Origin of the sequence: Halobacillus sp. BAB-2008, assembly GCF_000328325.1 — a bacterium.
Taxonomy (GTDB): Bacteria; Bacillota; Bacilli; order Bacillales; family Halobacillaceae; genus Halobacillus.
Genome location: NZ_ANPF01000052.1, coordinates 23,169 through 37,524 on the forward strand (window position 1 = coordinate 23,169; position 14,356 = coordinate 37,524).

The 14,356-nt window shown below is 45.9% G+C and carries 14 protein-coding genes, 1 riboswitch and 1 other annotated feature; of the genes, 10 read left to right on the plus strand and 4 right to left on the minus strand.

The window, feature by feature from the left end; all coding sequences use genetic code 11:
- Positions 1-36: 36 nt before the first annotated feature.
- The 4 genes from D479_RS12520 (at position 37) to ytkD (ending at position 3,640) form a co-directional block, all read left to right on the plus strand.
- Positions 37-1,491 carry an o-succinylbenzoate--CoA ligase gene (locus D479_RS12520; RefSeq protein ID WP_008637594.1) on the plus strand — a complete coding sequence of 485 codons (1,455 nt, stop codon included), beginning with the start codon at positions 37-39 and terminating at the stop codon, positions 1,489-1,491.
- Complete coding sequence (gene menC / locus D479_RS12525; RefSeq protein WP_039871447.1) at positions 1,488-2,594, plus strand: o-succinylbenzoate synthase; 1,107 nt, start codon at positions 1,488-1,490, stop codon at positions 2,592-2,594. Before D479_RS12520 ends, menC begins: the two co-directional genes overlap by 4 nt.
- Positions 2,595-2,663: 69 nt before the next feature.
- Positions 2,664-2,975 carry a hypothetical protein gene (locus D479_RS12530; protein ID WP_008637597.1) on the plus strand — a complete coding sequence of 104 codons (312 nt, stop codon included), beginning with the start codon at positions 2,664-2,666 and terminating at the stop codon, positions 2,973-2,975.
- Between the two features lie 197 nt (positions 2,976-3,172).
- Positions 3,173-3,640 carry an RNA deprotection pyrophosphohydrolase gene (ytkD, locus tag D479_RS12535; protein ID WP_008637598.1) on the plus strand — a complete coding sequence of 156 codons (468 nt, stop codon included), beginning with the start codon at positions 3,173-3,175 and terminating at the stop codon, positions 3,638-3,640.
- A gap of 47 nt (positions 3,641-3,687) precedes the next feature.
- Here the strand turns inward: ytkD and pckA are convergent, their stop codons facing one another.
- Positions 3,688-5,277, minus strand: a complete 1,590-nt coding sequence (gene pckA / locus D479_RS12540; RefSeq protein ID WP_008637599.1) for a phosphoenolpyruvate carboxykinase (ATP) — start codon at positions 5,275-5,277, stop codon at positions 3,688-3,690.
- A gap of 317 nt (positions 5,278-5,594) precedes the next feature.
- A riboswitch (SAM riboswitch) is annotated at positions 5,595-5,709 on the plus strand.
- 214 nt (positions 5,710-5,923) lie between these two features.
- Here pckA and metK point away from each other — a divergent pair.
- On the plus strand, positions 5,924-7,120 hold the full coding sequence (gene metK / locus D479_RS12545; protein WP_008637600.1) for a methionine adenosyltransferase: 1,197 nt from the start codon (positions 5,924-5,926) through the stop codon (positions 7,118-7,120).
- Between the two features lie 36 nt (positions 7,121-7,156).
- Here metK and D479_RS12550 read toward each other — a convergent pair whose 3' ends face one another.
- Complete coding sequence (locus tag D479_RS12550; RefSeq protein WP_008637601.1) at positions 7,157-7,675, minus strand: gamma carbonic anhydrase family protein; 519 nt, start codon at positions 7,673-7,675, stop codon at positions 7,157-7,159.
- A gap of 60 nt (positions 7,676-7,735) precedes the next feature.
- Between D479_RS12550 and D479_RS12555 the strand changes: the two genes are divergently transcribed.
- Together D479_RS12555 and D479_RS12560 are read left to right on the plus strand one after the other, a co-directional pair.
- Positions 7,736-8,515, plus strand: coding sequence for an alpha/beta hydrolase (locus D479_RS12555; protein ID WP_008637603.1), 780 nt, complete (start codon positions 7,736-7,738; stop codon positions 8,513-8,515).
- A gap of 16 nt (positions 8,516-8,531) precedes the next feature.
- Complete coding sequence (locus D479_RS12560) at positions 8,532-9,608, plus strand: tetraprenyl-beta-curcumene synthase family protein (protein ID WP_008637606.1); 1,077 nt, start codon at positions 8,532-8,534, stop codon at positions 9,606-9,608.
- Between the two features lie 21 nt (positions 9,609-9,629).
- Here the strand turns inward: D479_RS12560 and D479_RS12565 are convergent, their stop codons facing one another.
- Both D479_RS12565 and D479_RS21205 read right to left on the minus strand, forming a co-directional pair.
- The gene (locus tag D479_RS12565; protein WP_008637608.1) at positions 9,630-10,202 is read right to left on the minus strand and encodes a class I SAM-dependent methyltransferase; all 573 of its coding nucleotides are present in this window, start codon (positions 10,200-10,202) and stop codon (positions 9,630-9,632) included.
- 81 nt (positions 10,203-10,283) lie between these two features.
- Positions 10,284-10,415, minus strand: coding sequence for a hypothetical protein (locus D479_RS21205; protein ID WP_255358524.1), 132 nt, complete (start codon positions 10,413-10,415; stop codon positions 10,284-10,286).
- A gap of 115 nt (positions 10,416-10,530) precedes the next feature.
- Positions 10,531-10,750, plus strand: a binding site (T-box leader).
- Positions 10,751-10,827: 77 nt separating this feature from the next.
- On the opposite strand from D479_RS21205, the gene leuS reads away from it, so the two are divergent.
- The 3 genes from leuS to D479_RS12580 all read left to right on the plus strand — a co-directional run bounded on the left by leuS (position 10,828) and on the right by D479_RS12580 (position 14,043).
- A complete protein-coding gene (leuS, locus tag D479_RS12570; protein WP_008637609.1) occupies positions 10,828-13,242 on the plus strand; it encodes a leucine--tRNA ligase in 2,415 nt (804 codons plus the stop codon).
- Positions 13,243-13,364: 122 nt separating this feature from the next.
- Positions 13,365-13,676 carry a rhodanese-like domain-containing protein gene (locus D479_RS12575; RefSeq protein WP_008637610.1) on the plus strand — a complete coding sequence of 104 codons (312 nt, stop codon included), beginning with the start codon at positions 13,365-13,367 and terminating at the stop codon, positions 13,674-13,676.
- Positions 13,677-13,695: 19 nt separating this feature from the next.
- Positions 13,696-14,043: a rhodanese-like domain-containing protein gene (locus D479_RS12580; RefSeq protein ID WP_008637611.1), complete on the plus strand. Its 348-nt coding sequence runs from the start codon at positions 13,696-13,698 to the stop codon at positions 14,041-14,043.
- The last annotated feature ends 313 nt before the right edge of the window (positions 14,044-14,356 follow it).

Sequence of the window (14,356 nt, forward strand, 5' to 3'; positions counted from 1 at the left end):
CCCTTTTTTCAGTTTTAAAAAGGATGGAGCGAAGTAATGATGACGACGATCATACCTCACTGGTTAGATAAACAAGCAGAACTTAATCCAGATGGGAACGCTTTTGAAACACCAAACGGAGAAGGCTTGACGTTTCAGGAATTGAGAGAACGAAGCAGAAGCATGGCTTTCCGTATGAAAGCGGCAGGGGTGAAAGATGGAGACCATGTGGCGTTCCTTCACACTAATGATCTGCAGTATCCTGTCTTTATCCATGCAATCAGCTATATCGGTGCAGTTGTTGTGTTAATAAATACAAGACTGACTGCTCCAGAAATCCGTTACCAACTGGAAGATGCACATATTAATCACTTCTTCATCGGTGAAGAGTTTGAACAGACAGCCCGGACGTCTGTTCAAGGTCTTGATATTATCGTACACCGTTTGGGTTCGCTGCCGGTAGCGCAGACGACGTCAGGTTTGAAGGGAGATTTGAACTTCGAAGACGTGTACACAATGATGTACACATCCGGGACTACAGGGCGCCCGAAGGCGGTTATGCACACATACGGAAATCACTGGTACAGTGCTGTGGCGTCTTCATTGAATCTTGGACTCCATTCAGATGATAAATGGCTGACCTGTCTTCCGTTCTTCCATGTAGGCGGCTTCTCTCTTCTTATGAAAAGTGTTATTTACGGAATGCCGGTTTATTTGTTGAAGAAATTCGATGCATCTGTCGTGAATCGGGCTATCAAAGAAGACGGCGTTACTCACGCGTCGGTCGTTACTGTCATGCTGCAGCGGCTGTTGGAAGAAATGGGAGAGTCCCGCTATCCGTCCAGCTTCCGCTGTATGCTCCTTGGCGGTGGTCCTGTACCGGAGAGCATACTTCGAAAGTCAGAAGATCGGTACATTCCAGTTTTTCAAACGTATGGAATGACGGAAACCTCCTCACAAATCGCTACGCTAAGTCCGAAATCCGCCCTGGCAAAAATGGGTTCTGCCGGGAAAGCCCTGAGTATGGCCGATCTGGTCATAGATTCGCACCAGAATGGTGAAGTGGGGGAGATACTGGTAAAGGGCCCGATGGTTTCCAAAGGCTACTATAATAGGGACCGGAATGCAGAGACATACCTTCGGACAGGGGATCTCGGTTATAAGGATGATGACGGGTTTCTCTATGTGGTGGACCGCTTGAAAGACGTCATTATATCAGGTGGGGAGAATGTGTACCCCGCGGAAATCGAAAGCGTCCTAACATCTATTCCCGGGATAAAAGAAGCCGGCGTCACAGGACGACGGGATGATACGTGGGGAGAAGTTCCTGTCGCTTTCCTTGTTGGTGATAAAGCGACAGGAGACAAAGAAATCACGGATTATTGTCTGGAGCGTCTTGGGAAATTTAAAGTACCTGCACAGTTTTACTGGGTCGATGAACTTCCCAGAAACGCGTCGAATAAACTGCTTCGCCGAAAGTTATTATCTTTAGTGGAAGAAGGGAATGTATGATGAAGGTCGAAGCTGTACGTATCCGCACCATTGAGCTCCCGTTAAAGAAGCCTTTCATCACTCATCAGGCAAGCATCGATCGGAGGAAGCTTCTCATCGTAGAAGCGGAAGATCCGGAAGGAAGAATCGGCTACGGGGAGGTCACTGCCTTTGAGTCTCCTTTTTACACATCAGAGACGATCGTTACCGCTTTTCACGTACTGAAAGAGTTCCTGATACCTCTTCTATTTGGATTGGAAGAGCAGACACCTGCAGCCTTCGCCGAAGGTGTCCGACCCATTCAAGGCCACCCAATGGCGAAAGCAGGTCTTGAAGGAGCTTTGTGGGATCTTTACGGCAAGAAGGAAAATAAGAGTCTTAAGAAACTGCTCGGCGGCATTCGCGAAAGCGTCAAGGCTGGTGCTGTGCTGAGTCTGACGGATAATCTTCGGGAAGAAGTGGAGGCACTGAAGCTGGAGGGGTACGAAAGATACAAGTTAAAGGTGAGGAAAGGCTGCGAGAAAGAAACAATTGAAGCACTTAGAAAGATAGCGCCGGATCTTCCGGTAATGATTGATGCCAACGGTCAATATGGACCGGATGACTTTCACAGACTTCAAGAGATGGATGAATATGGTCTTATGATGATTGAGCAGCCGTTCCAACCCGCCGACTTCTTTTATCATAAAGAACTGCAGGCGACAATGCGGACACCCCTGTGTCTCGATGAATCAATCATGTCTTTTCATGATGCTGTCCAGAGTGTAGAGCTCGAGTCCTGCCGCATCGTGAATGTGAAAATAAGCAGGGTGGGCGGCTTGACCGAAGCAAAGGCAATCCATGATTTCTGCGAGCGTCGGGAAGTGCCTGTTTGGTGCGGGGGGATGGTCGAATCCGGTGTATCCAAAGCACACAACCTTGCACTTGCAACACTTCCTAATTTCACTATCCCGGGTGATTTATCGAGCTCCACACGGTATTTCGAAAGAGATATTGTGCAACCACCAATTATCATGGATCGGGGAGAAATCCGTGTGCCGGAGGGCCCTGGAATTGGAATAGACGTCGACAGGGAATACCTTGAATTCGTTACTAATCACTCTTATGAAGCTAAGGCAACTTAACCACCCCGGGGATTTTCGTAATAACTTCGTCCTTCTTCGACCACAATAAGAATATAAGGAGGGCGAAGGATGGACAGAAACAAGTATTATATCAATATTGGGACAAGGGAAATCTCCCTGAATCATGATGCGAACAACGATGATTTCATCATTTACGCGACAGAGGAAGAAGTGATCGGCCTTCGTGAAATTTTCGATGAAATCAATAATGCGGACAATCGGTCCTTCTATCGAGCGCATATCCCATTCATGCCTTACCATAAAGATGAGGATAATGATGAGACGGATGTGGACATGAAGAAGGCTTTCCAGCGCATTCATGAACTAGGTGATGATCAAACGAAAGATCACATCGTCCAGATGGGCGTGTTGGATCTTTGATGGAAAAAGCCCCTCCGTTAGACTGGAGCGGCTTTTTTTGTATGAAATCCTTTGTTTAGAGGAGTATTTCAAAAGGAATAATACAAATAGCAGCAGAGTATCGAAACGCACCGGTTTGTATTTATACATCCTTATGGTACGATTTATACAGGTACCATCAAGAACGTATAACTAGGATTAAAGGCAGTGGAGCAAACATGAAAACATTTTATGATTTTTACCAGAACCCTGTTCGACTATCATTTGAGGATCATCCGTTCTCTGCAACTCCGAAGCATGTTTGGGTCATTTGCCGTTATAAGGACCAATGGCTTTTGACGAGACATAAGGATCGAGGGTTCGAATTTCCCGGAGGAAAAGTCGAAGAGGGCGAAACAGCAGATCAGGCAGCTGTGCGGGAAGTTCAGGAAGAGACAGGTGCGAGAATTAAAGAGTTGACGTATATCGGTCAATACCATGTGGATGGTAAAGGTGGCACGGTCATAAAGAACGTATATTATGCCGTCATATCTGAACTGGCCGATCAGGAACACTATTTTGAAACACACGGCCCTGTCTTATTCCGACATCTCCCAAAGAACATGAGAGTGAATGAGCGCTTCAGCTTTATGATGAAGGATGAAGTCCTTCCGGAATGCATGAAACGTATTCAGCGTCATATCTGAAGAATAAATATCCCCCACGTGACCACGTGGGGGATATTTTATGATGTTCAGCTATGATAGGAAGGTCCTGCTTTCCTGATTGCTTCGCTCGCATAAGTGAATTTCTCAAAGTTCTTATGGAACTTTTCGGCAAGCGCTTTAGCGCTCAGGTCGTAGGCCTCTTTATCTGTCCATGTCTTACGAGGTGACAATACCTCATCAGGGACACCAGGGCAGTGGGTGGGAACGTGTAAACCGAAGAAAGGATCTTTATACGTCTCCGCTGAGCTTAATTCTCCTTCTAACGCAGCGTGAATCATAGCTCTTGTGTAGCTTAACTTGATCCGCTGTCCTTCCCCGTAAGACCCTCCGGACCATCCTGTATTCACTAGATAGACGTCGGTCTGGAATTGATCAATTTTCTCGCCAAGCATTTCTGCATACTTAGATGGAGCAAGCGGAAGGAATGGGGAGCCGAAGCAGGCGGAGAATGTCGCCTGCGGTTCTGTAATTCCCCTTTCTGTACCTGCGAGTTTGCTGGTATATCCGCTCAGGAAGTGGTACATTGCCTGTTCCTTCGTCAACTTACTGATCGGAGGGAGAACGCCTGTAGCATCAGCGGTCAAGAAAATGATCGCATTTGGATGACCAGCTACACTGGGCTGTACAGTGTTGGATATATGTTCAAGCGGATAAGCCGCACGAGTGTTTTCTGTCAAACTTGTGTCGTCATAATCCGGTTCATGTGAGTCTGCGCTTAGTATGACATTCTCCAGAACCGATCCAAAATGAATCGCATCGTAAATTTGTGGTTCCTTTTCTTTAGAAAGGTTGATACACTTGGCGTAGCAACCGCCTTCAATATTGAAGACGCCGTAGTTCGACCACGCATGCTCGTCATCCCCGATCAAACGGCGGGAAGGATCTGCAGAAAGGGTGGTCTTGCCCGTTCCGGATAACCCGAAGAAAAGAGCGACATCGCCTTCTTTACCAACGTTCGCTGAACAGTGCATCGGCAGGATGTTTTTCTCCGGAAGAATATAGTTCATGACGGAGAAAATCGATTTTTTGATTTCCCCGGCATACTCGGTTCCGCCAATTAAGACGATACGGTGTTTGAAGGAAATCATGATGAACGCTTCTGAATTTGTCCCGTCCACTTCAGGATCAGCCTTGAAGGTCGGAGCGGATATAACCGTGAATTCCGCTTCATGATCTGCCACCTCTTCCGTATTTGGACGAATGAACATCTGTTTAGCGAAAAGATTGTGCCACGCAAACTCTGTCACGACCTGGATGGGAAGACGATACCGTGTTTCTGCGCCGGCAAACCCTTTGAAAACAAAGAGTTCTTCCCGCTTCTTTAAATACGTAAGAACTTTGTGGTAAAGCTGAACGAAAGTACTCTCGTCAATCGGAGTATTGATTGTACCCCAATCCACTTTTTGTTCGGACGTGTCGTCTTTGACGATGAATTTGTCTTTTGGTGATCTGCCGGTGTAAGTACCAGTAGTCGCTTGAATTGCACCTTTTTCTGTTAATGTGCCTTCGTTGCGAGAGAGGATCTTCTCCACCAAGTGCGGAACGGAAAGTTGGTGATGGACATTTTCTTGAGCTAGTAATAGGTTAAGTTCAGACATTTGGTTAATGGTACTCATATAAGTCGACCCGCCTTTGTCAAATAATTTAATCATCCTTAAGATGGAATTAGTATAACACATTCATTTTTATAGTCCATACTATTTGGTGAAATTGTTTCCAATATTTTGTGAACAAATATTGGCTTCCTGTTAAAATCCGGATGGTTTATTTCTATCCTATGTTTTTTCCGGTGTGAACGTTTATAAATGGAAAGAAAAGGTGGTGGGTCCTTGGTTTTGTAAGGATCCCTAAAAACCGTACCTGGTCGGGGATACGGGTGGAATCTGATTGACATGTTACATGGTTTTCGATACGATAACGAAGAACGGAAACTCTCTTATCCAGAGTTGGTGGAGGGACAGGCCCTTTGAAACCCAGCAACCGTCATGAGAATGGCATGGTGCTAACCTGAAGCAGGAAGGAACGAATTCCTTCTTGGACGATAAGAGCGAAAGGAAGCAGCCCCTTTCCTCGACATTAGGAAGGGTTTTTTCTTTTTATGGAGAAATATCCGAGCCGGAGGTCATCCGGTATAGATTCCTATATAAAGCTCTAATGGTTGTGGATGAAGCATGAACGAAGGAAACGTTTTTTCGTTTCTGCACATACTGGTAAAGAGTTCCGTCTAATACTTTGTACTTACAGAAGGAGGAGTTTTTCAGAATGCCTGCCAATCGCCGGTTATTCACATCAGAGTCAGTTACAGAAGGTCACCCCGATAAAATATGTGACCAGATTTCTGATGCCATTTTAGACGAAATTTTAAAAAATGACCCGAATGCTCGGGTTGCATGTGAGACAACAGTGACCACGGGACTTGTGCTCGTCTCAGGAGAGATCAGTACAAATACTTATGTAGACATCCCATCCATCGTTCGTCAAACAATTAAAGATATTGGATATACTCGAGCCAAATACGGCTTCGATGCGGATACGTGTGCCGTTCTGACTGCCATCGATGAGCAGTCCCCTGATATTGCAGGCGGAGTGGATGAAGCATTGGAATCCCGCGAGGGCAAGATGAGCGACGATGAGATTGAAGCGATCGGAGCTGGAGATCAGGGCTTAATGTTCGGTTTTGCTAATAATGAAACGAAAGAACTAATGCCTCTTCCTATTTCACTGGCACATAAACTGTCCAAGCGTCTTTCGGATGTCCGTAAAGACGGCACGCTGGATTACCTGCGCCCGGACGGGAAGACACAAGTGACCATCGAGTACGATGAGCTGGATAAACCTGTCCGCGTAGATACCATTGTCATTTCTACACAGCACGCGGAAGAAATTACATTGGAGCAGATTAAGAAAGATCTGCGCGACCATGTGATCGGTCCTGTTGTACCGGCGGAGCTCATTGATGAGCAGACGAAATACTTCATCAATCCGACAGGTCGTTTCGTTATCGGCGGTCCTCAAGGGGATGCCGGCTTGACGGGAAGAAAAATCATTGTGGATACGTATGGCGGATATGCCCGTCACGGCGGAGGTGCTTTCAGCGGGAAAGACGCGACGAAAGTGGACCGCTCTGCTGCTTATGCAGCCCGCTATGTTGCGAAGAACATCGTAGCTGCCGGACTTGCAGACGCTGTGGAAGTGCAGCTTGCGTATGCAATAGGTGTAGCGCAGCCGGTTTCCATTGCCATCAACTCGAATGGTACTGGAAAAGTATCGGAAGAGAAGCTGGTAGAAGCTGTGCGTGATCTGTTCGATCTGCGCCCTGCCGGTATTATCAAGATGCTGGATCTGCGTCGACCTATCTACCGTGATACGGCTGCTTATGGTCATTTCGGCCGCACGGATATTGAGTTCCCTTGGGAGCGGACGGACAAAGCAGAACAATTAAAATCTCGTTTCAATTAAGGACAAAAAAGTACCCGCAAGGGTACTTTTTTGTTTTTAATCTTTTTCTTGCTGCTGTTTATAATAGTTTCCTTTCTCTATGTAAGTGGTTCTTATCCTTTCCAACTCTTGATAGTCATGCTCGTTCAGTTCCCGGACTACTTTCGCGGGCCGGCCGAAAGCGAGCGTCCTTGGAGGGATAACTTTTCCCGGCGGGACGAGACTGCCGGCGCCGATGAAAGCTTCTTCTCCAATTATCGCTCCATCGAGTATGAGGGATCCCATACCGATCAGCGCGTTTTTCTTAATGTGTGCGGAATGCAGGGTCACTTGATGACCGACCGTCACGCCATCTTCAAGGATGAGTGGTTGACCCGGGCTTTGATGAAGCATACTGAGATCCTGTACATTTGTATTCCTGCCGATATGTACCGGAGCTACATCCCCGCGGATGACGGTTTTAAACCAGATGCTTGCTCCTTCATCAATAAAAACATCTCCTGTAATAACGGCATCATCAGCGATGTAAGCCGTCGGGTGTATAGACGGGCGCTTTCCTTTATATTCGCAAATCATAGTAAACCCCCTTATAATATTAGTTAAGGATAGTATAGCAGATGGAACGGGGGATAGACTGTGAATAAAAAGCAATCTCCAGCATCAGACGGCACTATCATTATCGTCCACGGAGCATTTGAACATGGTGGAAGATATGAGCGGTTGGCGGATCGTCTTCATAAAGATGGTTTCGATGTTATATACGGCGATCTGCCTGGCCAGGGAAATTCACCCGGAAGGAAAGGTCATATCCATTCCTTTGAGGAGTACATAAAGACAGTAGAGGGCTGGATCGGGGAAGCGGATCCCGATAAAAAAATATTTCTGCTCGGTCATAGTATGGGTGGTCTTGTAACGGTGCGGGTAATGGAACAGCTGCAACAGAAAATGGATGGTATCATCCTCTCGTCTCCTGCATTGGCTATTAAAGGCAGTGTAAGTGCGCCTGTGGAATGGTTGTCCTACCTATTGAATATCATAGCGCCCTCTTTACGTATGGATGCCAACCAAGACCCTTCATTGATTACAAGGGATACCGTGAAAGTCGAACAGTTTCGTAAAGATCCACTTGTCCTTAAGAAAGTCTCTGTGCGTTGGTACCGGGAGTTTCAACGTGCTTCCCGTCTGGCTTTCCGGGACGTTAACCAGTTTCCGGATGTACCTCTTCTTGTCTTGCAGGCGGGACGTGACGAACTGGTAGTGGCGGAAAAAACGGCAGAATGGTTTCATATAGTGGATGCTAAAGAAAAAACATACAAAGAATGGCCGGAATTATTCCATGAACTATTCAATGAGCCGGAGTGGGAAGATGTGTACCTTTATACACTTGGATTTTTACAACAGCAACTCAAGAAATAGACAGGGAGGGAAACATATGAAAGCAAATGTACCGAGTAACGCCCTGCATCTCATGTACCATGTGTACAAAAATATCTTTCCTTCCGTTCATAGAGAATTGAACGTTTGGATTGATCGGGCGCGTCAAATACCAGATCCGGAATTAAGGACACAGGCACTTGCCAGCATTGAAAGCAAAACGTTCCATTGTGAAGGCGGGTCGATTTATGCAGTGCTTGCAGGGGAGAGAAGGGACGAAGCGGTTCGTTTTATCGTAGCCTATCAAACCATTAGTGATTATCTTGATAACTTATGTGACAGAAGTACATCGATGGATCCGAAAGATTTCCGCATGCTCCATCAGGCGATGGCGGATGCGCTGACGCCAGGGAATGAAAGACAAGACTACTATAAATATCGTGAGGAGTCAGACGACGCCGGTTACCTCCATCTCCTTGTGAAAACTTGTCAGGACGTACTTCGGAATGCGGAAGGCTATGACATAGTCCTGGAGCATACTCGGAATCTTGGTTCCCTTTACAGCGATCTTCAAGTACATAAACATGTGGTGGAAGAGGAACGTATTCCAAGGTTACAGCAATGGTTTGAAGATCACCAGAAGGACTGGCCGCAACTGAAATGGTATGAATTTTCGGCATGTACGGGCTCTACCCTTGGTATTTTCTGCCTTGTCTCTTATACTCTTGGTGGAAGAATTGACCCTTCTTTAGCAGAGCAGGTGACAAGAAGCTATTTCCCATTCATGCAGGGGCTTCACATTCTCCTTGATTACTATATTGATCAGGAGGAGGATGAAGAGGAAGGGGATTTGAATTTTTGTTCCTATTATGAGCACGAAGAGGAGATGCGGGCGAGGTTCAAGTATTTCGTCGAGAGAACGAACGAAGAGATTCAACGGTTACCAAACGCCGCTTTCCATGAGATGGTTCATGAAGGGCTTGTTGGAATGTATTTGGCCGATCGAAAAGTCGGGCGTATTGCCAATGCGAAGAGCTTTGTTAAAGAACTCTTGAAGACGAGTGGAAAGAAAGCGACGTTCTTTTACCTGAATACCAAAATGTATCACAAATTAAAGCCTGGACGTGAGTTGTAATCGTCCAGGCTGTTTTTTGTATTAATGCTTTTCTACAGCTAATATAAATGGTGGTTTACGTTTCTGATTGATGAAGCCGTAATGGAGCACGTGGTATTCTTTGGAATCGAGAGCGGTGAGGTATTCTAAGAGAGCGTCTTTCTCTTCTTCTCCGCCTTCATGCCCGTGGTATACCACCAGTACTAATAATCCACCGGGTTTTAATATAGACAAGGTCTCTTGAACGGAAGCTAATGTTTCCTCCGGTTTTGTAATGACCGTTTTGTCACTTCCCGGTAAGTAGCCAAGGTTATAAATGGCTGCCTGCACACGTTTTTTGTGCTCTCTGCTGATGGAAGTTTTCACTTGGGAGTGGGATTCGTGAAGGATTGTCGCTCTGTTCTCATTTCCTGCCTCTTTGAGGCGTTCTGTCGTGTTCTTCACAGCCACTTTCTGGATATCAAATCCATATACATGCCCTGTATCTCCGACTAAGTTAGTGAGGAATAAGGTATCATGACCATTCCCGCAAGTCCCGTCTATGACCACATCCCCTTCTTCTATAAATTGCTTCATAAGCATGTGTGAATAAGGGATGATTCTTTCTAAGTTCATTGCTAGTCCTCCGTCCGTTAATAATGTCCGCTGTATATTGTAGCACGAAGCCGGCCGTGTGCAAGAGAAACCCCGCCAATACTAGCGGGGGCGTTCTGTTCTGCTTTTAGATTTCTTCTTTTGAATCGTGTCGTAGGCCTTCTTTGCATAGTGCTTGGTTTTTTCGGGATTATTCTTTGCATAGTCGACTGCTTTTTTGATGAGTTTCTTCATGTTAATCCCTCCTTTATTTTCACTTATCCTAACACCCTTATGTGATGCGGGTCCAGTCGAAAGGGGAGGCCTGCTTGACAAAGAACCTGCCATTCATTAAGATACGAATATACGTATAAAGACTGGGAAAAGGAGTAGTAGTGATTTTACCAAGTTTTAGAGAGGCGGCGGGTGCTGGAAGTCGTCCTTGGTCATCACGAACTCGCCTTGGATGTTGCAGGAGTGAACCTGAGTAGTTTCTGCCGGTGGAAGCACCGTTATCAGCGATCGAGATGAACACGTGTCTGCGTGTTAATTTGGGTGGTACCGCGGGAATCAAACCTCTCGTCCCATATTGGGATGAGAGGTTTTTGTATTTATACAGGCCTTTAAGGCCGCTTTACTCTGACAGAGATCATGGAGGGAATGGAAAATGGCTTTTAATCATAAGACAATCGAGAAGAAATGGCAGCAATACTGGCTTGATAACAAGACGTTCAAGACAGACAGTAACTCACAGAAAGAAAAATTCTACGCTTTGGATATGTTCCCATATCCATCAGGTGCTGGCCTGCACGTTGGGCACCCGGAGGGATACACGGCAACGGATATTCTTTCCCGGATGAAGCGAATGCAGGGGTATGAAGTGCTGCATCCAATCGGCTGGGATGCTTTCGGGCTTCCGGCAGAGCAGTATGCTCTGGATACAGGGAATGATCCAGAAGAGTTTACAAAGCAGAATATCGATAACTTCCGTCGACAGATTCAGGAACTTGGCTTTTCCTATGATTGGGACCGTGAAGTAAACACGACCGATCCTGACTATTATAAATGGACACAATGGATTTTTCTGAAACTTTATGAGAAGGGCCTCGCTTATATCGACGAAGTGGCTGTCAACTGGTGTCCGGCACTTGGAACGGTCCTTGCGAATGAAGAAGTCATTGATGGAAAGAGTGAGCGGGGAGGACACCCTGTCGAGCGACGTCCGATGAAACAGTGGATGTTGAAGATTACTGCCTATGCCGATCGTCTGTTGGAAGACTTGGAAGAACTGGATTGGCCGGAAAGTATCAAAGATATGCAGAGGAACTGGATCGGAAAGTCAGAAGGAGCAGAAGTCACTTTTGAAGTGGATGGAACGGATGAGTCCTTCAACGTATTCACGACAAGACCCGATACGCTCTTCGGTGCAACGTATACAGTGCTTGCTCCAGAACACCCGTTGGTACAGAAAGTTGTGACTGTTGAGCAACAGGATGCAGTGAATCAATATGTAGAAACTTCCAAGAACAAAAGCGACCTGGAGCGTACGGATTTAGCTAAGGACAAGTCCGGCGTGTTTACCGGAGGATATGCCGTAAATCCGATTAACGGAGAAAAGCTTCCGATATGGGTGGCGGACTACGTATTGATGAGCTATGGCAGCGGCGCTATTATGGCCGTTCCGGCACATGACGAGAGAGACTATGAATTCGCCAAGAAGTTCGACTTATCCATCATCCCTGTATTGGAAGGTGGAGACGTTGAGGAAGAAGCTTATACAGGTGATGGAGCACATATTAACTCCGGTTTCTTGGACGGACTTGATAAAGAAGCAGCAATGACCAAAGCTATCCAATGGCTGGAAGAGAACGGAAAAGGAAAGAAACAGACGACTTATCGTCTGCGTGACTGGTTGTTCAGCCGCCAGCGCTACTGGGGAGAACCGATCCCTGTCATCCACTGGGAAGACGGATCCATCACGCCTGCGAAAGAAGAAGACCTTCCTGTACGTCTTCCGAAAACAAAAGAAATCAAACCGTCTGGAACCGGAGAATCTCCTCTTGCGAATATTGAGGACTGGGTGAATGTCGTCGATCCGGAAACAGGTATGAAAGGGCGCCGTGAAACAAATACCATGCCTCAGTGGGCAGGCAGCTGCTGGTACTACCTGCGTTATATCGATCCGGACAACAGCGAGAGCTTCGCAGACTATGAAGCCCTAAAGAAATGGCTTCCGGTCGATGTGTACATCGGGGGGGCAGAACACGCGGTTCTTCACTTGTTGTACGCCCGCTTCTGGCATAAAGTCCTTTACGACGCAGGGGTGGTACCTACAAAAGAACCGTTCCAGAAACTATTCAACCAAGGAATGATCCTTGGCGAGAATAATGAGAAAATGAGTAAATCAAAAGGAAATGTCGTCAATCCGGATGATATCGTTTATTCTCACGGTGCAGACACGTTGAGACTTTATGAAATGTTCATGGGTCCACTGGAAGCTTCCATTGCGTGGTCCGCAAATGGTCTGGATGGAGCGCGTCGTTTCCTTGATCGTGTCTGGAGACTTTATGTGAAGGATGGGTCCTTATCCGATGCCATTCAAGAAGGAGCCGCGAATGATGCTCTTGAGAAATCCTATCATGAGACGGTTATGAAAGTGACGGAAAACTTTGAGGCGCTCCGCTTCAATACAGGAATATCTCAAATGATGGTCTACATTAACGACAGCTACAAAGCGGATGTGCTGCCTAAGAGTTATATGGAAGGTTTTGTGAAGCTTCTGTCTCCTGTCGCCCCACACTTGGCGGAAGAGCTGTGGGAAAAACTGGGTCACACGGAAACAATCAGCTACCAACCGTGGCCGGATTTTGATGAATCCAAGCTGGTAGAAGACGAAGTCGAGGTTGTTATTCAAGTAATGGGTAAAGTCCGTGCGAAAATGATGGTAAACCCGGAAGCTTCTAAAGAAGAGCTTGAGAAAGAGGCGTTGGAGAACGAAGAAGTACAACAATGGCTGGAAGGGAAAACGGTTAGAAAAGTAATTGCTGTCCCTGGAAAGCTTGTCAATATCGTTGCGAATTAATGTGTGATTTATGGATGTCCCGGAATTTCCCGGGGCATCTTTTCTTTTGAAAACAGATATCTTGACTTTGAATTGGGATGATTTAGAATAAAGCTGCAACCTATCGATGAGGAGGAATATAAATGAAACATATTGAAGAAATTACTCCAGAAGAATTAGAAAACAAGCAAAAACGAAATGATGATTTTATCGCTATAGATGTCCGGGAAGACGAAGAAGTCGTAGAAGGAATGGTGCCTGATGCCAAGCACATCCGGTTGGGTGACATTCCGCAAGCAATTGATGGACTTTCCAAGAATCAGGAATACGTAATGATCTGCCGCTCCGGTCGTCGCAGCATGAATGCAGCAGAATTCATGCAAGAGAAAGGATTCACCAATGTTAAGAACATGAAAGGCGGCATGTTGGAATGGAGTGGAGAGCTTGTCTTTTAACAGGAAAGGGTAACCGCTAATGACAATTTTATATGGTTTTGTCCTGCTTTTACTTTTATGGTACGGATATCAGGTTTATAAGCGATCCATCGTTAAACCATACCGGGAGCACGGTGATCCGGAACTAGAATTCTGCATTATCGATATCAGGGATTATATCAGTGCATATCGATCCCCATATCCCGGAGCTGAGAACATCCCCCTCAGTTATCTTCCCCGTGTACTTAAAGGTCGCTTTGACTGTCAGGATGATATTCTGGTTGTCACGGATGATAAAAGAGCGGCGAAACTTGCAGCGAAAATGATTCGTAAGAACAAAAACACGGATGTTTACTATGTGAATTCTAAGGAAAGGTCTACTTTTTAGTGGGCCTTTCTCTATTTCTGTTGAGTTGATTAATATTTTAAAAAAACTATTGACTTTGTTTTGTGAGGGGTGTAGTATTGAGTACGTTGCTCATTTAAACAGCAACAAAATTCTAGATTTAAAGAATATTTAAACATTTTCTTTCAAACCTATTGACGAAACATCGGGGGACATGCTAGAATTTGTTTACTGTCGAATACGGCAGACATCGATCTTTGAAAACTGAACGAACCAACCAGTACGTCAAACATTCTTTCTATTATATAGAGAGAATTCAAACAAGCACATTCGGTGTGCAAAATGAGCAAGTCAA